Source organism: Paraburkholderia fungorum (genome assembly GCF_046027605.1).
Lineage (GTDB): Bacteria > Pseudomonadota > Gammaproteobacteria > Burkholderiales > Burkholderiaceae > Paraburkholderia > Paraburkholderia fungorum_F.
Map to the genome: position 1 here is coordinate 63,257 of NZ_JAQQEF010000022.1, position 23,209 is coordinate 86,465.

Consider the following 23,209-nt stretch of genomic DNA (forward strand, 5'->3'; position numbering starts at 1 on the left):
TCACTGGTAAGACATGGTGAACGTAGCGAGCGCCCTTACCGTTCCCGGTGAGACCTTGCCGGTACTAACGTATCGTGCGGTCAGCGGCACCTGTAGTGGCCCACTCGGCGAGGCGCCGATCAGCCACTGGTTGGTATTGCCGACAGTGGCCGAGTCCGGGCCGAACGATATCGGCAGTCCATCCTTCAGAATCTGGACGCCAATGCCTTGCGACGTCGAATCGCCGGTGGGTTGAAGCTTGTTGCCCTGATTGGCCGGGTTGACATTGTCGGTGAGCGTAATGAGTACCTTCGCACCTGACACGCAACTAAATGAAAGCGAGAATGCCTGCGAACCCGCGGCGGAGCCGTTACTGGAAGACAGCGCGCCTGTGCTGATGTTGGGAAGCGTAACAATCAAATTAGGCTGGTTGACCGAACAAGTGGCTTGAGTGAGCGTGCCGGTTGCGGTGCCCGTATAAAGATTCCCTTGGCTCCAGTTGGAAGGTGAGTCCGAGGACTTAAAACTAATTGCGATCGTCGGAGCAGTCGTAAGGTTGGAAATGCCGCCCTGAATGGGACCGGTAACGACCAACTGAGCGGTTATGTCGATCTTGGCCTGCATGTATGCTCCGCCGAGGGGACCGGTGAATGGACAGGTAACGGCGGCCTTACCGTTCGTCATAACGACATCAGTGGCGCCGCATGCCGACGAATTGAATGTGTAGCGGACCCCTAGGCCGGAAACGCCCGTTTGATAAACGTCTGTACCGCGTACGAGCGCTGCCGTCGTCGAGAAATTAGCAGTGTTCGTACCGGACGTGGTCATCTGACCAGAATTGAGGAATTTACACTGCAACGTATATGTGGCGGGTGCAAGTGTGCTTACCGTTGTGCCAACCGCTGTATTCGCGGGAACGGAAATGGACCCTGCGGACAGGATTTGATTGACTCCGGATTGGTTGTTGCATGTGATATCTGCGTGAGCAAAGCGGGGGATCAAGCCCGCAAGCAAAAACAACAGAGCACATACATAGAAGCGCGTTGATGATAAATCAGCATCGCGCTTGCGAGCCCGTCCGGCAGGTTGTTCTGGATAAGCATCTTTAGCGCGAGATCCGGTCAATGCCGCTGTCAATTCAAACATATGTTCACCTTTCCGATTCGCAAACAGGCAAGAGCGGAGCGGCTCAGTGCCGGTACCTGCTTGCGTTTACGCAGATCACATGTTCACCGGGTGCGATCTCGAAAAACATCGGAAATATCTGAATTCGCCAGGAAGATTCCTATCGACCGTGCAGAAATGTCCGGCATGGGAGGCGAATGCTAAGTGAACGAAGCTGCTCGACAGATGGGAGAAGGTGAGGAAAGGGTGAGGCGAAGGCAACTGCGTGGAGTGCTTCAACTGGGAGCGACAGACGGCGGGACGGTGGGAGGTTGGGCTTGGTGCCCCTCACTCCATCTTCAAAACCTCTTCCCGCATCCACGCAGCAAACGCTTGCACATACTCAAGCCCCACATGCTGCTGCGGGATATCGAGCCAGTAGCCAAACGGTCCGGCCACCTCAATATCAGAAAACCGCGCGAGACTCCCATCCGCCAGTTCCTCGACGATCATGTTCCGATCAACCACCGCCAGCCCCGCGCCTTTCCGCGCCGCGCGAATCGCCTGCTCCAGCGTGGAAAACTCAATACCGTTTTCCGCATAACGCGCCGGCAAACCCGCCTTCGCCAGCCAGTTCGGCCATAGATCCAGCCGCGCATCGTTATGCAGCACGTGTAGTGCAGGTAAATGCTCAAGCAGCATATCGAGCGATTCGCTCAGCAGACTTGGCGCGCCAACCAGCACGTGGCGTTCAGTCATCAGCAATTCGGAATGTGCACCCGTCAGCGCGTCGCGGCCGAAGCGGATGTTGCAGTGACAATCGTCCGTGGACGACGTGCGCACCGACAGTTCGACATCGGGCATTTCGTCACTGAGCGAACCGAGCCGCGGCGAGAACCACTGTGTCGCAAAGGTGGGCGGCACGGTGACGACGAGACGGCGCCGCCCTTTGGCCGTGGTGATCTGTCGAAAGCCGCGCTCGATCGTGTCGAACGCGTCGGAGAGGCAGGGCAGAAATTGCAGCCCCGCCTGCGTCAAGCGGACGCCCTTGTGATCGCGCTCGAACAGCTTCGCGCCGAGCGATTCCTCGAGCAGCTTGATCTGCCGGCTCACCGCCCCCTGAGTGACGCACAGCGCGGTGGCCGCACGGTTGAAGCTCATGTGCCGGGCCGTTTCTTCAAAGAAGCGCAACGCGATCAGCGATGGCAAGCGCCGCATAAATCACCTTCTGTTCTTTGTTCATCCGGGGAAGGCGCAATGAGTTGTCGCGCGCGTTCACGGAATCCATGTTCGTGCCGTGCGTTGTCTCCGACGCACCGTGCCGGCCTTCAATCCGCTCGCCCGTTTCAAGGAAAACGGGCTGTTCGGCATCCGTAGGATTGTCGCATTCCGAGTCGATATTTTGCCTAAGCGCGCTAAAAATATTCTGGCGCGCGTTGGGGTGAGTTCGAAGTGATTTCGCGCACTGCAACCCGCGAATTCATAACCACCGCGCAAGGTCCCGACTTCGCCTATCCTGACGAAGACGCGCACGCCTCCCTTCAGGCGCGCTTTCCTCACCCTGCGGAGCGCCCGTGACCGTTCGCAATCTCGATGCCTTGTTCCGACCCAAGTCCGTCGCCGTGATCGGCGCTTCCGAGCGGCCCGGCAGCACGGGCGCGATGGTGTGGGCGCGCGTGCTCGAAGGCGGTTTCGACGGCCCTGTCTGGCCGGTCAATCCCAAATACAACACGCTTGCCGGCCACCCGGTGATCGGCGATGCCGGCGATCTGCCGCAGGCGCCAAGCGTCGCGGTGATCTGTACACCGCCGGATACGTGGCCCGGCATCATCCATAAACTCGGCGGCCTGGGCACGCGCGCGGCGATCATCGTCGGCGAGGTGCGTAGCGATGACGATCGCCTGCATCTGCGGCACGCGCTCTCGGCGGCGCGGCCGAATCTGTTGCGCATCGTCGGGCCGGGCAGTCTCGGGGTGGTGTCGCCGGCGTTTCATGCGCATTTCGGCGCGCCGTCGTGCACGGTGAAGCCAGGCGGCGTGGCGTGGGTGTCGCAGTCGAACGCGCTGACCAACGCGGTGCTCGGTTGGGCGCATGCGCGTGGGCTCGGGTTTTCGCACGCGGTGGCGCTGGGCGGCGAGGCCGACGTGGATGCCGGCGACGTGCTCGACTACCTGGCGAGCGATCCCGGCACACGCGCGATCCTGCTGGAGTTGGACACGGTGCGAGCTGCGCGCAAGTTCATGTCGGCGGCACGCGCGGCGGCGCGCAACAAGCCGGTGCTGGCATTGCGCTCGGGCCGCGCCGATCCCGCCGACGCGCTGTACACCGCCGCATTTCGTCGGGCGGGCATGGTGCGCGTCGACTCGCTCGACGATCTGCTCGACGAAATCGAAACGCTCGGCGTGGGCCGGGTGGCGGCGGGCGCGACGGCGACGCTGATCACCAGCGACAGCGGCCTCGCGACGCTCGCCTGCGACGCCTTCGCCGCCGCTGGCGACACACTCGCGCCATGGCCCGCGGAAGCGGACGCGGCACTAAGCGAAGCGCTGCCGCACTCGGTAGCCGGCAATCCGCTGAGGCTCGGCGACGACGCCCGTCCCGAGCATTTCGGCACGGCGCTCAAGCTGCTCGCCGAGCATCGCAGCACCGGGACGGCGTTCGTGGTTCACGCGTCGACGCACGGCGCCCCGGTGGACGAGGTCGCGCAGGCGTTGATCGCGAATCAGCGCTTTGCGTATCGCGGGCTGCTGGCGTGTTTTTTCGGCGGCGTGGATGCGGCGACGCGCGACGCGCTGCACGCACAAGGTATTCCGGTTCATACAACACCGCAGCGGCTCGCGCGCGCATTTGCGCGTCTGGTCGACTATCGGATGGGCCGCGAGTTGTTGATGCAGACGCCGGAGGGTTTGCCGGCGCAGATCCCCGAAGCGATCGATGCCGCTCAGGCGCAAGCGCGTGCCGCCATCGCCGCAGGTGAGCACCAACTAACCGGCGAGGCGGCGGCGCGGTTTCTTGAGCGTTTTGGACTGCGCGTTGAAACGCAATCGCGCAAACCCGTCGTCGACATCGCCGTCGAACTTCACGATGACGACAACTTCGGCCCCGTCTTCCGCTTCACCGCGCCATCGGTGGACGGCGTCTCCGACCCGCTGCGCGTCTACGGCCTGCCGCCGCTCAATCCAATGTTGGCGCGCGACATCGTCACGCGTTCGCGCTACGCGCGGCTGATCGCGCCGGAGCCGGCATTGGCCGCGTTGACGGCGTTGTCGCAAGCAGTCTGCGACGTCAAGGAACTCGTCGGCCTCACGCTGACGCTGCGTGTGTTCAGCGAGCATGTCGTCGTGGTCGAGCCGACGCTGACCGTCGCAGCCACGCGCAGCCGGCTCGCCATCGTGCCCTATCCGCGCCGCTTCGAAGAGACGCTCGACTGGCAGGGCCTGCGCGTAACGATCCGCCCGATCCGCCCGGAAGACGAAGCCGCGCATCACGACTTCGTCGAAGCGATGACACCGGAAGATTTACGGCTGCGGTTTTTCGGCGCGGTCGGCAGCTTCGATCACTCGCAGCTCGCGCGCATGACGCAGATCGACTACGACCGCGAAATGGCGCTGATCGCAACCGTGACGAGCGAAGAGGGTTTTACGCGCACACTCGGCGTGGTGCGCGCGGTGGCCGATCCCGACAACGAGACGGCGGAGTTCGCCGCCGCGGTGCGTTCCGACCAGAAAGGCCGGCGCCTCGGGCAATTACTGATGGACCGGATCATCAAGTACGCGCGGGCGCGCGGCATCCACTGGCTGGTCGGCGAGGCGTTGCGCGAAAACACACCGATGATCGCGCTGGCCCGATCGTGCGGCTTCACCATCACGCCGACGGAAGATCCGGGCGTCGTCGGTTTCAGAATGGCGCTGGATGAAGCTTAAGCTCAAGCCGCCAGCTTCGTCGCCGCTTCATCAACCTGCGTGCGCGTCACCGACAACTCTTCCAGCAATGCTTCAGCATAAACAGCGCCGGTCTCGCGTTCCAGACGCGCGATGGTCGCGGCGCAACGGTTCGCGTCCTTCAGCGTCGCGATGAACGGCTTCACCGATTCGCCCGCCTTGAAGGCATCGAACAACGGAATGCGGATATCGTCCGGCAGTGGACGCGCCGTCCATTGATACGGCTTGCCGTTGAACGTGAACTGCGGCGGCAGCACGCGCTCTTTCTTCGCGGCCGGAATCAGGCCGAAGGTGCGCGCGGCGTCACCGATCTGCTCGGCCGAAAATAGCTCGTCCGGGCTGATGTCGAATTGCTTGATGAAGGTCTCGATGCTTTGCATCGCCGCAGCGCGGTCGTCGCGGCGCTTTTGCGCATGAGCGACGATGTCGCGCAGTTCGTCGGCTTCTTCAGGCGTGATCGTGAAGCTCGACTGCTTCTGCTGGAGTTCGGAAAAACGCTGGAATTCGGAATCGGTCAGAAGTTTCGCCATTGCTTGATCGTTGAGCGCGCAGGAGGGGACCCATGCGGCGTGATTTTTGAGAGGGTCGCCATTCTAAACCATCAGCGCTACGCGGCCGTTTCCCGAAACATCGACAATGCCTGAACCGTTTCGCGTAGCAAGGCAGTCGCCGCCTCCAGCGTCGGCGCGACATACTCATCGATACGGCGCAAGTACGGGCAGGTGAGCACCGCGATCGCCTGACCGGACGGCCCCTGGATCGGAAACGTGACGTCGGTCACACCGAAAGTCTGCTGACTGTCTTTTTGCGAAAAACCCGCCGCGCGAATCCGCTCGCATGCCTGTTCCAGCGCATCGCGATCGATCGTGACTTCGCCCTTTACCTTGGTGTGTTCGGTCAGCATCTGTTCACGCTGCTCAACGCTTTGAAACGCCAGCATCACGCGGCCCGATCCGGTATCGATCAGGCCGACCCGTGAACCGAGCCGTACCGACATCCCCCATGTACCCGGCCCGTCCACCTGCGCGATCACCAGCAGATTGCCGCGGTCGTACACCACCAGATGGCATGACTGTTCCGCAGCATCGGCAAAGCGCTGCATCAGCGGCAGTGCTTCAGAGATCAGCCGGTTCATCGGCGGATGACGATGCGCGAGCGCATATAGCTTCAGACCCAACGAATAACGGTCGCCCGCCGCCGAGCGCACCACGTATTGCCGTGCGACCAGCCGCTCCAGCATCCGGTACATCTCGCTCGCATTGCGTCCAAGCAGCTTGGTGATTTCGGCGCGCGTCAGCCCTTCTTTCTGCTCGGCAAGCAGTTCGAGGATGTCGAGGCCCTTGTCAAGCGCGGGCGCGCGGTAACGGTCGGCGTCGTCTTTGTCTTCTGCGTCCATGGTGAGCAAGGTTCCGTGTGCTTTTCTCATTATCTGGCGCGTGAGTGTAAGTGCGCGGTCTTTCTGGTGCGAAGTGTCGGGGTCCAGGGGAAACACCGACGCATGGTGCAGTGCACCTTCCTTGACTTCGAAAAGTCCGTATATGAATAATACGTTCATTGGTGAATAAGCGCACACCAATACTTCATAAGAAAGCGCCGGACGAAGTGCCCGCCACTCGTATGACGGTTCACGCAGTTCCCCGACACAGGAGACAAACCATGTCGTTCGCAAAAGGGCCGCACGCGGCTCGCCGTATGTTCCGCAGTTCGATGTTTGCCGTTGCGGCGGCAGCTTGCATCGCCGGCCTCGCCGTGAGTGGCGCCGCGCAAGCCGCCGACGCAGGCAAGATCGGTCTCGATCTGCCGTTGCTCACGTCGCCGTTCTGGCAGTCGTACAACAACTATCTGCCCAAATACGCGAAGGACATGGGCATGGATATCCTCGCACCGGTCAATTCGAACGGCGATCCCGTTCAGCAGATTACCGACATGAACAACCTGCTGAATCTCGGTTCGAAGGGCATCGTGGTCGGGCCGCTGGATTCGGCGGCGATCAGCCGCGCGCTCGATGCAGCAGCGGCGAAGAACGTGCCGGTAGTCGCGGTCGACGTCGCGCCGACGCAAGGCAAGGTGGCAATGGTGGTGCGCGCCGACAACCGCGCGTACGGCGAGAAGGCATGCAAGTACATCGGCGAGCACGTGAAGTCGGGCAAGGTCGTGCAGATCATGGGCGACCTGGCCTCGGTGAACGGGCGCGACCGCTCCGAAGCATTTCGCTCGTGTTTGAAGGGCTATCCGGGTTTGTCGCTGCTGGAGATTCCGGCAAGCTGGAAAGGCGATGTTGCCGCCACCGCGCTCGACAGTCTGCTCACCGCGAATCCTGACGTGAAGGCGATCTACATGCAGGCGGGCGGCGTCTATCTGTCGCCGACGTTGCAAACCCTGCGCCGCAAGCAGATGCTATTTCCCGCCGGCGATGCAAAGCATGTCGTGATCGTCAGTAACGACGGCATTCCTCAGGAGTTCGAGGCAATCCGCCGCGGTGATATCGACGCCACCGTGTCGCAACCTGCCGATTCGTACGCAAAATACGGCCTCTTCTACATCAAGGCCGCGCTGGCCGGGCAGACCTTCAAGCCGGGTCCGACCGATCATGGCAGCAACATCGTGCAGTTGTCGCCGGGCGTTCTCGAAGATCAATTGCCCGCGCCGCTCGTGACGAAGTCGAATGTCGACGACAAAACGTTGTGGGGCAATACCGTTAAATGAGCGAGCTGACTCCCTCCGTGCCGGTTGTCCCATCCCCCGAGGGGGCTTCCTTTGGGGCGTCCCCCAAGGGGGCTTTCCTCGGCGCGCAGGGACTTCCCGCGGTAGTCGAAGCGTTTGAGGTCACCAAACGCTTCGGCTCCACGCCCGCGCTGAAAGACGTGAGCATCCGCGTGATGCCTGGCGAGTCGCATGCGCTTGTCGGGCGCAACGGTGCGGGCAAATCGACGCTGGTGTCGATCCTCACCGGCCTGCGCAAGCCCGATACCGGCGAGGTGCGTTTCGGCGGCGTGGCCGCGCCGTCGATCGCGGACCGCGACGCATGGCGTGAGCGCGTTGCCTGCGTTTATCAACATTCGACGATCATCCGCGATCTCTCGGTTGCGGAGAATCTGTTCATCAACCGCCAGCCGGCGCGCGGCGGCGTGATCGATTGGCGCGCGATGCATCGCGACGCGCGTGAGTTGCTGGACCACTGGAAGATCGACGTACGTGAAGACGCGCGCGCCGGCGATCTGAGCGTGGAAGCACGGCAACTGGTGGAGATTGCGCGGGCGTTGTCGTATGGCGCACGCTTCATCATCCTCGACGAACCCACCGCGCAGCTCGACGGCGACGAGATCAAGCGCCTGTTCCGCCGCATCAGCGAATTGCAGCGCGAAGGCGTGACGTTCCTGTTTATCTCGCATCATCTGCAAGAGGTCTATGAAATCTGCCAGGCCGTGACGGTGCTGCGCGATGCGCGGCATATCGTCAGCGCGCCGGTTTCCGCGTTGCCGCGCGAGCAGTTGATCGAAGCGATGACTGGCGAACGTGGCGGTCTTGCCGTCGCCGATGCGGCGGCGCGCGCCGCGTTGCCTGCGGACACAGCGATCGCGCTGGAGGTCAAAGAGCTGGCCGGTTCCGATTACGAAGGCGTCTCGTTCACGGTGAAGCGTGGCGAAGTGGTCGGGCTGACCGGCGCGACGAGCAGCGGCCGCACCAGCGTGGCCGAAGCGATTGCCGGTTTGCGCGCGCCGAAGAGCGGTGCGATCCGCGTGGACGGCGTGACGCTGCCGCCCGGCGACGTGCCGGCAGCCTTGGCGCACGGCATTGGCTGCGTGCCGAAGGATCGACATCACGAAGGCCTGGTGTTGACGCAATCGGTCGCCGAGAACGCCTCGATGACCATCGCGCGTTTGCTGGGCAAATTCGGCATCGCGCCACCGGCGAAGAAAAACGCCTTCGGCCAGAAGATGATCGACGCGCTCGGCATCGTCGCGCAAGGTCCCGAACATATCGTGTCAGGGCTCTCGGGCGGCAACCAGCAGAAGGTCGTGATGGCGCGCGCGCTCGCCACCAATCCCAACGTGCTCGTGCTGATCGACCCTACCGCAGGCGTCGATGTGAAATCAAAAGAAGCGTTGCTGTCAGTCGTGGATCGGGTGCGCGAAGACGGTAAAGCCGTGCTGGTCGTGTCCGGCGAACTCGACGATCTGCGCACCTGTGACCGCGTGCTGGTGATGTTCCGTGGCCGTGTCGCGGCCGAATTTCCCGCGGGTTGGCAGGACCATGACCTGATTGCGTCCGTTGAAGGAGTGAGTCTTCATGAAGAATAGTGTGCCCAGCCCTGCATTCGGCACGGCGCAAGGTCAGCCAGCGCAGCCTCAGCCGGTTGCAATGGCGACGCGCGGCAAACGTGCTCGCAGTGAGCTCGCGCGGCTGCGTGAACTGGCTCTGCTGCCCGCGCTCGCGTTGCTGATCGTGATCGGCGCGTTTGTCAGCCCGAGCTTTCTGACGAAGGCGAATCTGATCAGCGTGCTGGGTGCGTCCGCGGCCCTGGCGTTGGTCGTGCTCGCCGAATCGCTGATCGTGTTGACCGGCAAGTTCGATTTGTCGCTCGAATCGACGGTGGGCATTGCGCCCGCTGTCGGCGCGATGCTGGTGATGCCGGCGGCGTCCGCGGGCTTCGGGACGCAATGGCCGGCGGCGGCAGGTTTGCTGGCGATCATTGTGGTTGGCGCGGTGATCGGCTTCGTCAACGGTTTTCTTGTGGTGCGTTTGCGGCTGAACGCGTTCATCGTCACGCTGGCGATGCTGATCGTGTTGCGCGGCATGCTGGTCGGCGCGACCAAAGGCGGCACGCTGTTCGATATGCCGCCTTCGTTCTTCGCGCTTGCGACCACCATCGTGCTCGGCTTGCCGCTGTCCGTGTGGCTGGCGGCGGCCGCGTTTGCGATCGCGGCATTCGTGTTGCGTTATCACCGCCTGGGCCGTGCGTTATACGCGATTGGCGGCAATCCGGAAGCGGCGCGCGCGGCGGGGATTCGCGTTGAGCGCATCACGTGGGGCGTGTTCGTGCTCGGCAGCATCCTGGCTTCGGTGGGCGGTTTGATCGTCACCGGCTATGTCGGCGCGATCAACGCGAACCAGGGCAACGGCATGATTTTCACGGTGTTCGCGGCGGCGGTGATCGGCGGCATTTCGCTCGACGGCGGCAAGGGCACGATGCTCGGCGCGCTTTCCGGCGTGCTGCTGCTCGGCGTCGTGCAGAACCTGTTGACGCTTGCCCAGGTGCCGTCGTTCTGGATCCAGGCGATCTATGGCGCGATCATCCTCGGCTCGCTGATGGTGGCGCGGCTCGCCAGCGGCGAAGGTCAAAACTAATGCGCACGCGTCACGGAGAACTCACTTGACCAGCCGTCCATTGCAAACGCCCCAAACGCCTCCAACATCGCTAACCGACCCACGCCTGATCCTGCTCAGTCCCACAGATAACTGTCTGATCGCGGCGGCACGTCTCGATGCGGGCACGCAAGTCGAGATCGAAGGCGAATGTGTGACGCTGGCCAGAACCATCGACCTCGGCCACAAGGTGGCGCGCCACGAACTCGCGAAAGACGACAAGGTGCTGCGCTACGGCGCCGTGATCGGTCACGTGACCGAAGCGGTGGCGCGCGGTGCGCATCTGCATACGCACAACCTCGAAAGCGACTACTTGCCCACTTATACGCACGACGCGGGCCACGAGTTCGTCCATCACTGATGTGAGCACAATGACGTGGCCTCGCGCCGCGCTGGAATGATCATGACTGACACTTCCGTAGCATCCGCCGCCGCGCGGCCGCCCGTGCTGCAAGGCTATCTGCGCAGCGATGGCCGCAAAGGCATCCGCAATGTAGTCGCGGTGGCGTATCTGGTCGAGTGCGCGCATCACGTCGCGCGCGAGATCGTCACGCAGTTTCGCGAACCGCTCGATGCGTTCGACGATCCTTCAGCCGAGCGCGAGCCACCGGTGCATCTGATCGGCTTTCCCGGTTGCTATCCGAATGGGTACGCCGAAAAGATGCTCGAACGCCTGACGACACATCCCAACGTAGGCGCGGTGCTGTTCGTGTCGCTCGGATGCGAGAGCATGAACAAGCACTACCTCGTCGATGTCGTGCGCGCGAGCGGCCGCCCCGTTGAAGTCCTGACGATCCAGGAAAAAGGCGGCACGCGCAGCACGATTCAATACGGCGTCGACTGGGTTCGCGATGCACGCAGGCAACTCGCCGCGCAACACAAGGTGCCGATGGCGCTGAGCGAACTGGTGATCGGCACGATTTGCGGCGGCTCGGACGGAACCAGCGGCATTACCGCGAACCCGGCCGTGGGCCGTGCGTTCGATCATCTGATCGACGCGGGTGCGACCTGTATCTTCGAAGAAACCGGCGAACTGGTGGGCTGCGAGTTCCATATGAAAACGCGCGCCGCGAGGCCGGAACTCGGCGATGAAATCGTTGCGTGTGTCGCGAAGGCGGCGCGCTACTACTCGATACTCGGGCATGGCAGTTTTGCTGTCGGCAATGCGGATGGCGGCCTCACTACGCAGGAAGAGAAATCGTTAGGTGCGTATGCGAAAAGCGGCGCGTCGCCGATTGTCGGCATCATCAAACCCGGTGATGTGCCACCGACCGGTGGCCTCTATCTCCTCGACGTCGTGCCTGACGGCGAGCCTCGCTTCGGCTTTCCGAACATCAGCGACAACACGGAAATCGGCGAACTGATCGCGTGCGGCGCGCATGTGATTCTATTCACGACCGGACGCGGATCCGTGGTCGGCTCGGCAATTTCGCCAGTCATCAAGGTGTGCGCGAATCCCGCGACCTATCGCAATCTCGCCGGCGATATGGACGTCGACGCCGGCCGCATTCTCGAAGGCCGCGGCACGCTCGACGAAGTCGGCCGCGAAGTGTTTGAGCAAACGGTGGGGGTGGCGCTCGGTGCGGCGTCGAAATCGGAAACGCTTGGGCATCAGGAATTCATTCTGGGGTACAAGACTTTTGAACCGGTGGGGCCGGCATGTTTGCCGTCGAATGCTGCACCGCTGCATCGGGTTGTTGCGATCGAGGCGCGCTGAGCGGGGCGTGTGTAATCTTATTGGCAGACAATCCGTTAGTGCGGCGCGCTAATCTCGGTCTCGCGTGGTAAAAACACAGATTGGATTGGGGTAGCGCTATGGGACCAGAGTAAGCGCTAAAGCGCTAACTCTGGTCGACAAAGGAGACGCGATCAATGACGACGAAGATCGGTTCGAAAATCGAACAGCGGCGTGGCATCGGCCGCCGTGCATTACAAGTCACCGGATTGGGGCTCGGTACGGCGCCTCTGGCCGGCCTCTACCGCGATCTGTCCGATGAAGACGCCCACGCGACCATTGCTGCCGCGTGGGACACAGGCGTGCGTTACTTCGATACCGCGCCGCATTACGGCAACACGAAAGCCGAGCATCGTCTGGGCGACGCCCTGCGCCGCTATCCGCGCAGCGAGTATGTGTTGTCCACCAAAGTAGGGCGCCGTTTTGTGCCCCGCACCACGCCCTGCGATCCGAAGGAGGGCTGGCAAAACCCGCTACCGTTCGAAGCGATCTACGACTACACGCACGACGGCATTCTGCGTTCGTTCGAAGACAGCCAGCAGCGTCTGGGCATCGTCGATATCGACATTCTGCTGGTGCACGATATCGGCCGCTTCACGCACGGCGATAAAAACCCGCATTACTGGCGGCAATTGACCGAAGGCGGCGGCTTTCGTGCTCTCGATGACTTGCGTTCGTCGGGTGCGATCAAAGCGGTCGGGCTCGGCGTCAATGAAGGCGCGGTCATACTCGAAGCGATGGCCGAATTCGATATCGATTGCGCGTTGCTTGCGGGCCGTTATACGCTCCTCGAACAGACGACACTCGACGACCTGCTCCCAGCATGCGAACAACGCGGCGTCAGCATCCTGTTAGGTGGCGCATTCAACTCGGGCATTCTGGCGCGCGGCGTCGAAGGCGACCTGAAATTCAATTATGGTGACGCGCCGCAGGAAGTCATCGAGCGCGTCGCGCGATTGGAAGCAGTGTGCCGAGTCCATGGCGTGCCGCTTGCTGCCGCGGCCTTGCAGTTTCCGTATGCGCATCCGGCGGTTGCCACCGTGTTGACCGGCGCGCGCAGTGCCGACGAATTGCGTGAGAACACCGCGTCGTTCGAGCGGCCGATTCCCGCGGACCTATGGTCCGCGTTGCGTGAAAAAGGCTTGCTCGACAGTCGCGCGCCCGCGCCAGAGGATTGATTTGACGATGCATATCGACGCTCACCAGCACTATTGGGACCCCGCTCGCGGCGATTACGAGTGGCTCACGCCGGAACTGAAAATTCTGTACCGGCCATTCGGTCCCGCCGACCTGAAGCCATTGCGTGAAAAAGCGGGCATCGAGCGGACGGTGGTAGTACAGGCGGCGCCGACGATCGACGAAACACGTTACTTGCTGGACATCGCGCGCAACGAACCCTCGATTGCGGGTGTGGTGGGCTGGGTGCCGTTGCTGTTGCCGAACGCGCCGGCTGTGATCGAAGCGCTGGCGCGTGAGCCGAAGTTCAAAGGCGTGCGGCCGATGCTGCAGGATTTGCCCGACGACACATGGATTGCAAACCCCGACCTCGCGCCTGCGATCGACACACTGATCGCGCACGACCTGGCGTTCGACGCATTGATCTACGCGCGGCACGTCGAGCCTTTTGAAACGTTCGCAGCGCGCTTTCCCATGTTGCGCATTGTTGTCGATCACGGCGCGAAGCCGCCGATTCGCTACGGTCGCGCGGGCTGGCAAACATGGGCCGACGCGATCACGCGGCTCGCCCAGTTGCCACAAGCGCACTGCAAGCTGTCGGGACTCGTCACCGAAGCGTCGCCTGGCTGGACGGAGGAAACGCTGCAACCGTATGTCGACCATCTGCTGAAATCATTCGGTCCCGCGCGTTTGATGTGGGGCAGCGACTGGCCGGTGCTCGATCTGAACGGCGACTATCTACTGTGGCATTCGGTCGCGAACACCTTGCTCGCGTCCTTGAGCGATGACGAGCGCGAAGCTGTTTTCGGCGGCAACGCCGCTGCGTTTTATCGACTTTGATGTGACGAAGGCGCGTTACGAAGTCAAGTTACGAAGACGAAAGAAACAAAAGAAGCCCATTCAACTGGAGTCGTAGATGACACAAAGACTGGCCGGCAAGACGGCCCTGATCACCGCGGCAGGACAAGGCATTGGTCTCGCCACCGCGGAACTGTTCGCGCGCGAAGGTGCGCGCGTGATCGCTACCGATATCCGCATCGACGGACTCGCCGGCAAGCCGGTCGAGGCGCGCAAGCTCGACGTGCGCGACGAGGCGGCGATCAGGGCGCTGTCGGCCGAACTCGGCGCCGTCGACGTGCTGTTCAACTGCGCGGGTTTCGTGCACGCCGGTTCGATTCTCGAATGCACGGACGAGGATTGGGACTTCGCCTTCGATCTGAACGCGAAAGCGATGTATCGCATGATCCGCGCGTTTTTGCCGGCCATGCTGGAGAACGGCGGCGGCTCGATCATCAATATGTCGTCGGCGGCCTCGAGCGTGAAGGGCGTGCCGAACCGCTTTGCGTACAGCGCGTCAAAAGCCGCGGTGATCGGGCTGACCAAGTCCGTTGCTGCGGACTTCATCACGCGTGGTGTACGCTGTAACGCGATCTGCCCGGGCACGGTGGCCTCGCCGTCGCTCGAACAGCGGATCGGCGAGCAGGCCAAGGCGCAGGGCGCGACGCTGGACGCCGTGCAGGCGGCCTTTGTCGCGCGTCAGCCGATGGGCCGCATCGGCAAGCCGGAAGAGATCGCCGCGCTGGCGCTGTATCTCGCGTCTGACGAATCGTCGTTCACCACGGGTCATGCCCATGTGATCGACGGCGGCTGGTCCAACTAAGTTGGGCCGCAAGATAGCGCAAGACACTGCCAGACACTGAACCTCGAACCTGAACTGAACATACTGAACGTAAAGGGAAGTGCAACGATGAAACTGCTTCGTTATGGGCCGAAGGGCCAGGAAAAGCCGGGCCTGCTCGATGCGCAGGGCAAGCTTCGCGATCTCTCGAAAGTGGTGCCCGATATCGACGGCGCCGCGCTGAGCGACGCAAGTCTCGCCAAACTGCGCGCGCTCGATCCGGCCTCGCTGCCGCTCGTGGAAGGCAACCCGCGCATCGGCCCGTGCGTGGCCAGGATCGGCAAGTTCATCTGTATCGGCCTGAACTATGCGGATCACGCGGCCGAATCGAATCTGCCGGTGCCCGCGGAGCCGGTCATCTTCAACAAGTGGACGAGCGCGATTACCGGCCCGAACGACGACGTCGAAATCCCGCGCGGCTCGAAGAAGACCGATTGGGAAGTCGAACTCGGCGTGGTGATCGGCAAGCCCGCGAAATATATCGACGAAGCCGACGCACTCGATTACGTCGCCGGCTACTGCGTGATCAACGACGTGTCGGAACGCGAATGGCAGATCGAACGCGGCGGCACGTGGGACAAGGGCAAGGGCTTCGATACGTTCGGCCCGATCGGCCCGTGGGTCGTGACGCGCGATGAAGTTGCCGATCCGCAGAACCTGAGCCTGTGGCTCGAAGTGGACGGGCATCGCTATCAGAATGGCAGCACGAAGACGATGGTGTTCGGCGTCGCGAAGCTGGTGTCGTATGTGTCGCAGTGCATGAGCCTGCAACCGGGCGACGTGATTTCGACCGGCACGCCGCCGGGAGTCGGTATGGGTGTGAAACCGAACCCGGTGTATCTGAAGCCGGGTCAGACGATCCGTCTGGGTATCGAAGGTCTTGGCGAGCAAACGCAGAAGACTTACGCGGCGGAGTGAGTTGCGCGTTTGGCTAACGATGTAGTGTTAATGTGAGCCGTTAGATGTGAAGAGGCCGTTCCCGCGCAATGCAGGAACGGCCTTTTTTATCGGACCCTCAGCCGTTCAACCCACCGGTTCGTGTTCGCCCATATCGCCGATCCGATTGATCGTGCCTTGGGCAACTGCGACGAGCTTCTCACGGCCGTCGTCCATCACAAACACGTTGCACTGGCAGGTCGCCTGGGATCGGCCCGCGTAGACGACCTTCGCACGCGCGATTAGCGTGCCGTTCACCACCGGCCGCAGGTAGTTGATCTTGTACTCGCCGGTGACGACCTTCGGACCCAGCGACAGCGCGCCAGCAAAAGTCAGCGCATTGTCGGCGAGATAACTGATGACGCCGCCATGCACAAAGCCATGCTGTTGCCGCAGCTCGTCGCGGATCGGCAGGCAAAGCGTCAATTCGTTGGTGCCCGTGTGCATCAGCTCGGCGCCTAACAGCATGCTGAACGGCTGGGCGTGCAGTGCGCCGCGCGCCCGGTCGAGGAGGTCGGTCATTGTGGTTCCTTCGGGGCGGTGGCCCGTGGTGATCTCTGCACCGGCGTGCGTTGTGCAGTCCCTACCCACTCTAGGAAGCGCTCACACACCGCGTCAAGGTCAATCGGAAATATGTGCGAGGCATTGTTGCAACAAATGATTGGAGTAGCGAAGTTGACCGATGAAACGGGGTTGTAACGCGATCTTTGACGAAATTGCCCTCAAGGAACGCGCGCCGATGCCGTTAACCCTGAGATCGCTCTCGTCATTCTTTGCATTCGGGTATTCACGATGTTCAGCAAGATCAAGGTCGCATCCGGCCTGTTGTGTGTTCTGGCCGCGTTCTGCGTTTTCCAGCTGGTCACGGTGGGTTTGGGATTCTGGTCACTCACGCGCACGCATGACGACGTCGGTGACCTGTCGAACATCGCGTTGAAACAGGTGGATGCGGTCAACGAAACGACCCAGCGTCTGATGGACGCGCGCATCAACCTGTCGCGCGCCGGTACGCGGATGGTGCGCGGCGGCGCTGAGCCAGCCGATATCGTGCAACATGCCCGTGAACAGCTGACGGCGGCCGATCAGTCGTTCGGCGCTTTCCTGAGCGCGCAGAAAACCGGCGACGAAAACAGCGCGCGCGCTGCCGCGCTCGCCGAATGCTACAAAAAGCTGCACGATGCGCTCGGGGAGCTGGTGCAATTTCTCGACTCGAACAATATCCAGGCCTTTCTCGATCAGCCGACCCAGTCGTTCCAGGACGCCTATCTCGCCGAGTTGCACAACTTCGCGAAATTCGGCGACACCGCTAGCCATGCGTCGCTCAATTCGATCGATTCCCGCATGAGCGCCTTCCGCGCCGTGAGCAGCGCGATCCTGCTGTTGCTGGTGGTCGGCACGTTCGCGGTGTACGCGGCGCTGCGCAAGGGCGTAGTGGCCCCGCTCGAGGAAGCCGGCCGTCATTTCGAGCGCATCGCGCAGGGGCGCCTCGACCAGCCGATCGCCGCGCGCGGTGCCAACGAGATCGGCCGCCTGTTCTCGGGTCTCGCGAAAATGCAGGCTAGCGTGGCACGCACCGTGCAAACTGTGCGCGAGTCCGCCGACTCGATCCATCTGGGTGCCGACGAAATCGCCACCGGCAACGCCGATCTGTCGGCCCGCACGGAAAACCAGGCGGCATCGCTCGAAGAAACCGCGTCGAGCATGGAGGAGCTGACCGCCACGGTGCGCCAGAACGCCGATCACGCCCGCGAAGCCAACGCGCTCGCCGAAACCGCGCTCGAAGCGACCTCGCGCGGCAGCGAAGTGGTCAATCAGGTGGTCGACAAGATGCGCGGCATCGCGCAAAGCTCGGACAAGATCGCGGAGATCATTTCGGTGATCGACGGCATCGCGTTCCAGACCAATATCCTCGCGCTGAACGCAGCCGTCGAAGCGGCGCGCGCGGGCGAGCAGGGCCGTGGCTTCGCCGTGGTGGCGGGCGAGGTGCGGGGTCTCGCCCAGCGCAGCGCGCAGTCGGCGAAGGAAATCAAAACGCTGATCAGCGAATCGGTGGCCGAGATTCAAGGCGGCTCGACGCTGGTCGAGCGTGCGGGCGAAGCCATGACCCACGTTTCCGCATCGATTTCGCGCGTCACGCAGATGATGGCGGAAATCAGCGCGTCGTCGCTCGAGCAGAGCACGGGCATCGAGCAGGTCAACCAGGCGGTGGTGCAGATGGATGAGATGACGCAGCAGAACGCCGCGCTCGTCGAGGAAGCCGCCGCAGCGGCAGCCTCACTGCATCAACAGACGCAGCAATTGAAAGAGGCCGTTTCCGTGTTCGAAATTTCGGAAACTGTGTTGCGAACGCAACAAATGGACGAACCGCGAGGGCAAGGGGCAGCGTTCGCGCTGTCGGGGATGCGGGCAATCTGAACCGCACAGGTGCCCGGAAAAAGAGCATTTGCCAAAGAAAATGGCCCGCGAAAGCGGGCCATTTTGCATTAGACGCAAGCGCCTAAGGGTGCCTCAAAGTACCTGAAGGTACTTAGGCCGGCTGGATGTTTGCAGCCTGCTTGCCCTTCGGGCCTTGCTTGACTTCGAACGTCACTTTCTGGTTTTCCTGCAGGGACTTGAAGCCGCTGCCTTGAACTTCCGAAAAGTGAGCAAACAGGTCTTCGCCGCCGTCGTCCGGGGTGATGAAGCCAAAGCCCTTTGCATCGTTAAACCACTTCACAGTACCTGTTGCCATTTTTAATCCAGTAAATGTTGTGTGTTGCATTCGCGACCGCTATTTCTCAACACGAGATCGAGCGCGAAGTACGAGTTGTATCACGTCTTTATGATGGACGCCAATCAACAAGTATTCGGGTATTCCCCTGATTGGGCCGTTTTGGGACCTTTTTGGGGCCCAGAAAGCATTTTGCGGGGTGTTCCAGCCGGTAGGGTAAACTGCTTGTATTACTCTTCCAGGAAAAACATTGACACATTATTTGCAAGAAGAACTCACCTCGTTCTGGAGTCGTTTGACCCCCTATCTCGCGATATTGGAGTCGAAATCACCTCAAGAAGGCGCCCCGGACCCGGTCGGCCGTATCACGGTCGACAGCGACGATCACCAGGCTTTCGCCCTTCACACTACCGATAAAAAGCCGCATGGCGACACATCGGAAACCCCTACCGGACAAAGCGCGACCTACACGCGATTTAAAACTGCCGGCGCCGACTGGGGACCTTGGCAACGCGAAGAATATTGATTGACCGGCCAGTCGGCGTTTTAACGCCGAGGTCCGCGCAACGTCTGCGGGTGTTAGCCCGGCAGCGCCGCGTAGGCGGTGGCGAGGTGATAGGGCGTGGTCGACGGCATGTCGGCACGCGCCACGTCACCCGCCGCCGTTTTGCATTCGAACCAGCCTTGCGGACGCAGGAAGCGCTGCCCGAAAAGCTCGATTTGCCGCGGCAGCGCGGCGAGGACGGCAGGGTCGTGGTGGCTTGCCAATGCGCGCAGATATTCTGTCTGAGCCCAGATTCGCTGGGTGGCGTCCTTGATCCGCCCAGTTTCGTCGAGCGAGGCGCACACGCCACCCGTTTGCGGGTCCACGCCATATCGCTGCGCGAAGCTGAACGCGCGCGTCAACGACTCGTCCAGACCCGAGGCTTCGAACAAGGCGCCAGCCTGCTTGACCAGCCAGAACCATTCGAACTGGTGGCCGGGTTCCAGGCGGTTGTCGTCCGCGCCAATCGGCAATTCAGCGATGCAACCGCTCGGCGCATGTACAAAGTGACGCGCGACAGCGCCGGCGAGACGGCGCAACGCCGCCTCGAAGGCGGTATCGTGCGTGGCGTCGCGCGCGGCCAGCCAGGCTTCGGTCAGGTGCATCAGGGGATTCTGGATTGGCATGCCGGTCACGCTGGCGAAGTCGGCGGTGAGCGCGGCGTTGAACAGGTCGCCTTCGGCCGCGAACTGCGACTGAATCAATGCCGACGTGCGATGCACGACTTCCAGCGCGTCGCGGTTGCCGGAACGGCCGCCGTATTCCGCACACGCGAACACCACGAATGCATGCGTGTACAGGTCTTTGGTGGTGTCGAGCGGAGCGCCCTGCGCATCCACGCTATAGAACCATCCGCCGTGGCGCGTGTCCTGAAAGGTGTGCATCAATGAATCGAACAGTACCTGGGCGTGGGCCGCATCGCCTGCTTGTGAGTATACGAACAATTGCCGCGCGCACGCCATCGCCCGGTAGCGTTGCGCGGGCGATGGCTCGGGACCCTCGGCGCTGAGCGCTTCGTAGGGCAGTTGCAGCGCGGTATTGAAACCGGGCCCGCGCCACAGCGGCAGCACCACACGAGCGAAGTGATCACGCAATGCGGTGGCGAGTGTGTTCGTCGAAGCGCTGGAAGGGGTCATGCTCTGCATTAGTTCGGTTGGTCAAACGCGGTCATTCGAAACGCCGGTGGACTTTGGCTCACGCCGTGGCGCAGCCGTCGCCGATCGTGCTGAGTCGGCGATTATGGATGCTGAGCGGCCTGCAACGGGAAGGCTCGCAAGCAGCATGTCGATCGTCCTTGCCACTCGCGCGGCGGCGTGCGGCCAAGCATAAAGCAAACGGCTGCTGCTGGCATGGCGCCACAGGTGCGCAATGCGCTTCAAATAATTTCAGATAAGGAGGAAAAACAATGCTGGGAAACCTCGAACTCATTTCCCGTCTGGTGCTGGCGGCTGCGCTCGGCAGCGTGATCGGCTTCGAGCGCGAACGGCTTTCGTGGGCGGCGGGGTTGCGCACGCACATGCTGGTTTGCGTGGGTTCGACGCTCATCATGATCGTGTCGGCCTATGGTTTCGCCGAAGTGTTGACGGGCGAGCATGTCGTGCTCGATCCGTCGCGGATGGCCGCGCAGGTGGTCTCCGGTATCGGCTTTCTCGGCGCGGGCTCGATTCTGCTGCGCGGCGAGATCGTCCGCGGGCTGACGACAGCGGCAAGCCTCTGGTCGGTCGCGGCGATCGGGCTGGCGGTCGGCGGCGGGCTATACACGGCGTCGATCGCCGCGACCATCATCATTCTGATCATCCTCGCCGGGATCAAGCCGCTCGAGCGCCGCTTCATCACCGTGAAGCAACGGCGCCAGCTCACCATGATCGTCGAGCGCGGCACCATGACATTCCATTCGATACACGACGAACTCGGCGCCGCGAGCCCGCGCGTCAAGCAGTTCGTGATGCAGCAAAGCGACGACGCGCCGGAGTGCGATGAAGTCGTGATCACACTGCATCGGGTGTCGAATACCGAATATGAGGCGATCTGCGCGCGCTTGCGTCAGCTGCCTGGCGTCAAGCAATTCCGGCAGGACGCGTCGTCGCCTTAAAAAGCGGAAAATCGTCGGCGAATGGCTTCGGCAGGGGCGCGCGGCCATGCGACAATGCGGTCTCGAAAAATTCCAATGGCATTGACGAGCGGTGCCCGGCGCCCGCTTTTCGGCGACGACCGCTTTTTTCTCTATGGCAGATTCCGCAGCATCCACGCAGTCCCGGCCTCAGCGTGCCGCTTCGAAGAAGCGGCGTCAGGCCACCGTCTCGACCGAAACTGAAAACAAGCTGGCGCGCGCCGCGCGCTCGGCACAACGTCTCGCGCAACTGAGCGATGCCTCGCGCGACGACAGCACCCTCGACCTGTTCCCCGACGATCCCACCCGCGCCACGCTGGAGGCGATGAATATCGACGTCCGGCAAGGCACGTTGCATGGCTTTGAATTACCCGATGTCGTGCTGGCGGCGGTCGGCGCGATCGATGCCGATGGCGCGTTGCTGGACGCACGGGCGGCGCGTCGCGTACCTCGCGCTGCGAAATCCGATGAACCGGCGCCGGTGAATGCGCAATTGAGCGGGTGGGAGACGGAGGCCGCAAGGGCGACGGTATCGCCTGTCGGCGAACTGGCTTTCGGGGAGGTAGCAGCGTTAGTGGATGAGAAGCTGGCATCGTCGACATCTGACGCGGTCGCACCGCTCACGCCGGCGATGGCGGCGGCCACGGTGGTGCGTAGCGTGACCACGCTGCGCCAGGCGGGTGAGCTGGGTGCCACGACCACGGAGCCAGCGGTTGCCTCGACCTCGGGCGGTACCAAGGCGCTTGCGCCGCCGCCGCGCTTCGCGGCGACCTTTGCCAAGGCGACGACGGCTTCGAGAGAAGCGGTTGGCGCTGAATCGGTGGATGCGGGGGAGGAGCTCGGTTCGTCTTCGTCTTCGTCCGGGTCTGGGGCTGATTCCGGTGAGGTGGTGGCTGAGCCGGAGCCGGCTGCCAAGGTGGCGGGCGATGTGTCTGCGTTTGCGGGTACACCAGCACCAGGATCCGCACCGGCGTCAGGATCCGCATCCGCGCCGGCGCATTCGCACCCAAACGCCGCTTTCGCTGCGCCGTCCTTCCGCGAAGCTCAACGCGCCGAAGCAGCCGCGGCAGCGCTGCGCGCCGCGCCTGAACTCGATCGTGCGCGTGCGACGGCCTTCGCCGACACCGTCGATGCCTTATATGGCGTGATCGCCGACCAACGGCTCGCCGCGACCGACCATTCGCGCCGCATGAAATGGATGCTGTCGATCGTGGTGGGCGCGTTGCTGATGACGGTCGCGATCGGCATCACACAGACCGTGCTCCTGATGCGCCTGACGCGAGAAACCACCGCCCAGCAGCATCGCATTGAACAGATGATGCAGAACCAGCAGGCCGCCATGGCGAGCTTGCTCGAGACCCACATAGCGATGGCCAATGCCGCGGCGGCCAACGCGGCTTCCGACGCAGCCGCATCCGCAGCACCTCCGCCGGTTGCGGCGACGCCCGCTCATGGCAAACGCAGCGCGCGAATCCAGCACGCGCACAAGCCGAAAGTAGCCAATTCGCGCTGATCTGCTGTGACCGCCGCGCCGGCGTGAGCGGGCGGCGGCTTCACCAGAAGGAACCTTTTGACCCTGAAATATTAAAAAAGGGACGTTGTCATGATGCGACGCATCATAAACGGAAACCCTGTGACAACTCACGCACCCGGAAAATTGCTGCATTGCACTAGCTTTTTCCTAGGGAAAACCCTATAATTCTTCTTAAGGGAAAACCCTAGCAAATGCAGTAACCAACCGGGAGTCGCCATGAGCTTCATTTTTGCATTGTTCCAAAAGGTCAGCGACCTCTTTGCGTCGCCCCATCTGCCGCTGGATTCGGACTACTCGTATGCAGCCCGTAGCCGTGAAGCAGACCGCATGCGCAAAGCGCAAGCTACGTTGTTCGGCATCAAGCTGAGCGACTAAAAAGCCAAGTAGTAAAGCCT

23 protein-coding genes are annotated in these 23,209 nt (G+C 62.3%); 15 read left to right on the plus strand and 8 right to left on the minus strand.

Annotated features, from left to right (window positions below; translation table 11 throughout):
- The 3 genes from PQR53_RS28965 to PQR53_RS28975 all read right to left on the minus strand — a co-directional run bounded on the left by PQR53_RS28965 (window position 1) and on the right by PQR53_RS28975 (window position 2,554).
- Window positions 1–1,125 (minus strand): fimbrial protein, encoded by a 1,125-nt coding sequence (locus tag PQR53_RS28965; RefSeq protein WP_408461766.1) that lies wholly within the window; start codon window positions 1,123–1,125, stop codon window positions 1–3.
- Window positions 1,126–1,431: 306 nt separating this feature from the next.
- On the minus strand, window positions 1,432–2,301 hold the full coding sequence (locus tag PQR53_RS28970) for a LysR substrate-binding domain-containing protein (protein WP_408461769.1): 870 nt from the start codon (window positions 2,299–2,301) through the stop codon (window positions 1,432–1,434).
- A complete protein-coding gene (locus PQR53_RS28975) occupies window positions 2,261–2,554 on the minus strand; it encodes a hypothetical protein (RefSeq protein WP_408461772.1) in 294 nt (97 codons plus the stop codon). The genes PQR53_RS28970 and PQR53_RS28975 overlap by 41 nt, the downstream gene beginning before the upstream one ends.
- Window positions 2,555–2,657: 103 nt before the next feature.
- Here PQR53_RS28975 and PQR53_RS28980 point away from each other — a divergent pair, with 103 nt between their 5' ends.
- Complete coding sequence (locus PQR53_RS28980) at window positions 2,658–5,006, plus strand: bifunctional acetate--CoA ligase family protein/GNAT family N-acetyltransferase (RefSeq protein WP_408461774.1); 2,349 nt, start codon at window positions 2,658–2,660, stop codon at window positions 5,004–5,006.
- A gap of 2 nt (window positions 5,007–5,008) precedes the next feature.
- On the opposite strand, the gene PQR53_RS28985 is transcribed toward PQR53_RS28980, so the two are convergent.
- Window positions 5,009–5,554 carry a hypothetical protein gene (locus PQR53_RS28985; protein ID WP_323045451.1) on the minus strand — a complete coding sequence of 182 codons (546 nt, stop codon included), beginning with the start codon at window positions 5,552–5,554 and terminating at the stop codon, window positions 5,009–5,011.
- A 77-nt stretch (window positions 5,555–5,631) separates the two neighbouring features.
- Complete coding sequence (locus PQR53_RS28990) at window positions 5,632–6,420, minus strand: IclR family transcriptional regulator (RefSeq protein WP_408461777.1); 789 nt, start codon at window positions 6,418–6,420, stop codon at window positions 5,632–5,634.
- A gap of 311 nt (window positions 6,421–6,731) precedes the next feature.
- On the opposite strand from PQR53_RS28990, the gene PQR53_RS28995 reads away from it, so the two are divergent.
- The 9 genes from PQR53_RS28995 (at window position 6,732) to PQR53_RS29035 (ending at window position 15,898) form a co-directional block, all read left to right on the plus strand.
- On the plus strand, window positions 6,732–7,730 hold the full coding sequence (locus tag PQR53_RS28995) for a sugar ABC transporter substrate-binding protein (RefSeq protein ID WP_408461872.1): 999 nt from the start codon (window positions 6,732–6,734) through the stop codon (window positions 7,728–7,730).
- Window positions 7,727–9,325: a sugar ABC transporter ATP-binding protein gene (locus PQR53_RS29000; protein WP_408461780.1), complete on the plus strand. Its 1,599-nt coding sequence runs from the start codon at window positions 7,727–7,729 to the stop codon at window positions 9,323–9,325. Before PQR53_RS28995 ends, PQR53_RS29000 begins: the two co-directional genes overlap by 4 nt.
- Entirely contained in the window at window positions 9,315–10,373 is a 1,059-nt protein-coding gene (locus PQR53_RS29005; protein ID WP_179739671.1) for an ABC transporter permease, read from the plus strand. Before PQR53_RS29000 ends, PQR53_RS29005 begins: the two co-directional genes overlap by 11 nt.
- 25 nt (window positions 10,374–10,398) lie before the next feature.
- Window positions 10,399–10,752, plus strand: coding sequence for a UxaA family hydrolase (locus PQR53_RS29010; protein ID WP_408461783.1), 354 nt, complete (start codon window positions 10,399–10,401; stop codon window positions 10,750–10,752).
- Between the two features lie 42 nt (window positions 10,753–10,794).
- On the plus strand, window positions 10,795–12,108 hold the full coding sequence (locus PQR53_RS29015) for a UxaA family hydrolase (protein ID WP_408461786.1): 1,314 nt from the start codon (window positions 10,795–10,797) through the stop codon (window positions 12,106–12,108).
- A 155-nt stretch (window positions 12,109–12,263) separates the two neighbouring features.
- Window positions 12,264–13,304, plus strand: a complete 1,041-nt coding sequence (locus tag PQR53_RS29020) for an aldo/keto reductase (RefSeq protein ID WP_408461788.1) — start codon at window positions 12,264–12,266, stop codon at window positions 13,302–13,304.
- A gap of 7 nt (window positions 13,305–13,311) precedes the next feature.
- Window positions 13,312–14,142: an amidohydrolase family protein gene (locus PQR53_RS29025; protein ID WP_408461791.1), complete on the plus strand. Its 831-nt coding sequence runs from the start codon at window positions 13,312–13,314 to the stop codon at window positions 14,140–14,142.
- Window positions 14,143–14,218: 76 nt separating this feature from the next.
- Window positions 14,219–14,962 (plus strand): SDR family oxidoreductase, encoded by a 744-nt coding sequence (locus tag PQR53_RS29030; RefSeq protein ID WP_408461794.1) that lies wholly within the window; start codon window positions 14,219–14,221, stop codon window positions 14,960–14,962.
- A gap of 87 nt (window positions 14,963–15,049) precedes the next feature.
- Window positions 15,050–15,898 (plus strand): ureidoglycolate lyase, encoded by an 849-nt coding sequence (locus PQR53_RS29035; RefSeq protein ID WP_408461797.1) that lies wholly within the window; start codon window positions 15,050–15,052, stop codon window positions 15,896–15,898.
- Window positions 15,899–16,003: 105 nt separating this feature from the next.
- On the opposite strand, the gene PQR53_RS29040 is transcribed toward PQR53_RS29035, so the two are convergent.
- Window positions 16,004–16,438, minus strand: coding sequence for a PaaI family thioesterase (locus PQR53_RS29040; protein ID WP_179739653.1), 435 nt, complete (start codon window positions 16,436–16,438; stop codon window positions 16,004–16,006).
- Between the two features lie 270 nt (window positions 16,439–16,708).
- Here PQR53_RS29040 and PQR53_RS29045 point away from each other — a divergent pair, with 270 nt between their 5' ends.
- A complete protein-coding gene (locus tag PQR53_RS29045; RefSeq protein ID WP_408461800.1) occupies window positions 16,709–18,331 on the plus strand; it encodes a methyl-accepting chemotaxis protein in 1,623 nt (540 codons plus the stop codon).
- 112 nt (window positions 18,332–18,443) lie between these two features.
- Here PQR53_RS29045 and PQR53_RS29050 read toward each other — a convergent pair whose 3' ends face one another.
- Entirely contained in the window at window positions 18,444–18,647 is a 204-nt protein-coding gene (locus PQR53_RS29050; RefSeq protein ID WP_007178724.1) for a cold-shock protein, read from the minus strand.
- Window positions 18,648–18,876: 229 nt separating this feature from the next.
- Between PQR53_RS29050 and PQR53_RS29055 the strand changes: the two genes are divergently transcribed.
- Complete coding sequence (locus PQR53_RS29055; protein ID WP_179739647.1) at window positions 18,877–19,152, plus strand: hypothetical protein; 276 nt, start codon at window positions 18,877–18,879, stop codon at window positions 19,150–19,152.
- A gap of 53 nt (window positions 19,153–19,205) precedes the next feature.
- Here PQR53_RS29055 and PQR53_RS29060 read toward each other — a convergent pair whose 3' ends face one another.
- Complete coding sequence (locus PQR53_RS29060) at window positions 19,206–20,315, minus strand: AGE family epimerase/isomerase (protein ID WP_408461803.1); 1,110 nt, start codon at window positions 20,313–20,315, stop codon at window positions 19,206–19,208.
- Window positions 20,316–20,575: 260 nt separating this feature from the next.
- Here PQR53_RS29060 and PQR53_RS29065 point away from each other — a divergent pair, with 260 nt between their 5' ends.
- From PQR53_RS29065 to PQR53_RS29075, 3 genes are all read left to right on the plus strand, one after another.
- Window positions 20,576–21,262 carry an MgtC/SapB family protein gene (locus PQR53_RS29065; RefSeq protein WP_408461806.1) on the plus strand — a complete coding sequence of 229 codons (687 nt, stop codon included), beginning with the start codon at window positions 20,576–20,578 and terminating at the stop codon, window positions 21,260–21,262.
- Between the two features lie 133 nt (window positions 21,263–21,395).
- Window positions 21,396–22,793, plus strand: coding sequence for a hypothetical protein (locus PQR53_RS29070; RefSeq protein ID WP_408461809.1), 1,398 nt, complete (start codon window positions 21,396–21,398; stop codon window positions 22,791–22,793).
- Window positions 22,794–23,030: 237 nt separating this feature from the next.
- Window positions 23,031–23,189, plus strand: a complete 159-nt coding sequence (locus tag PQR53_RS29075; RefSeq protein ID WP_179739636.1) for a hypothetical protein — start codon at window positions 23,031–23,033, stop codon at window positions 23,187–23,189.
- The last annotated feature ends 20 nt before the right edge of the window (window positions 23,190–23,209 follow it).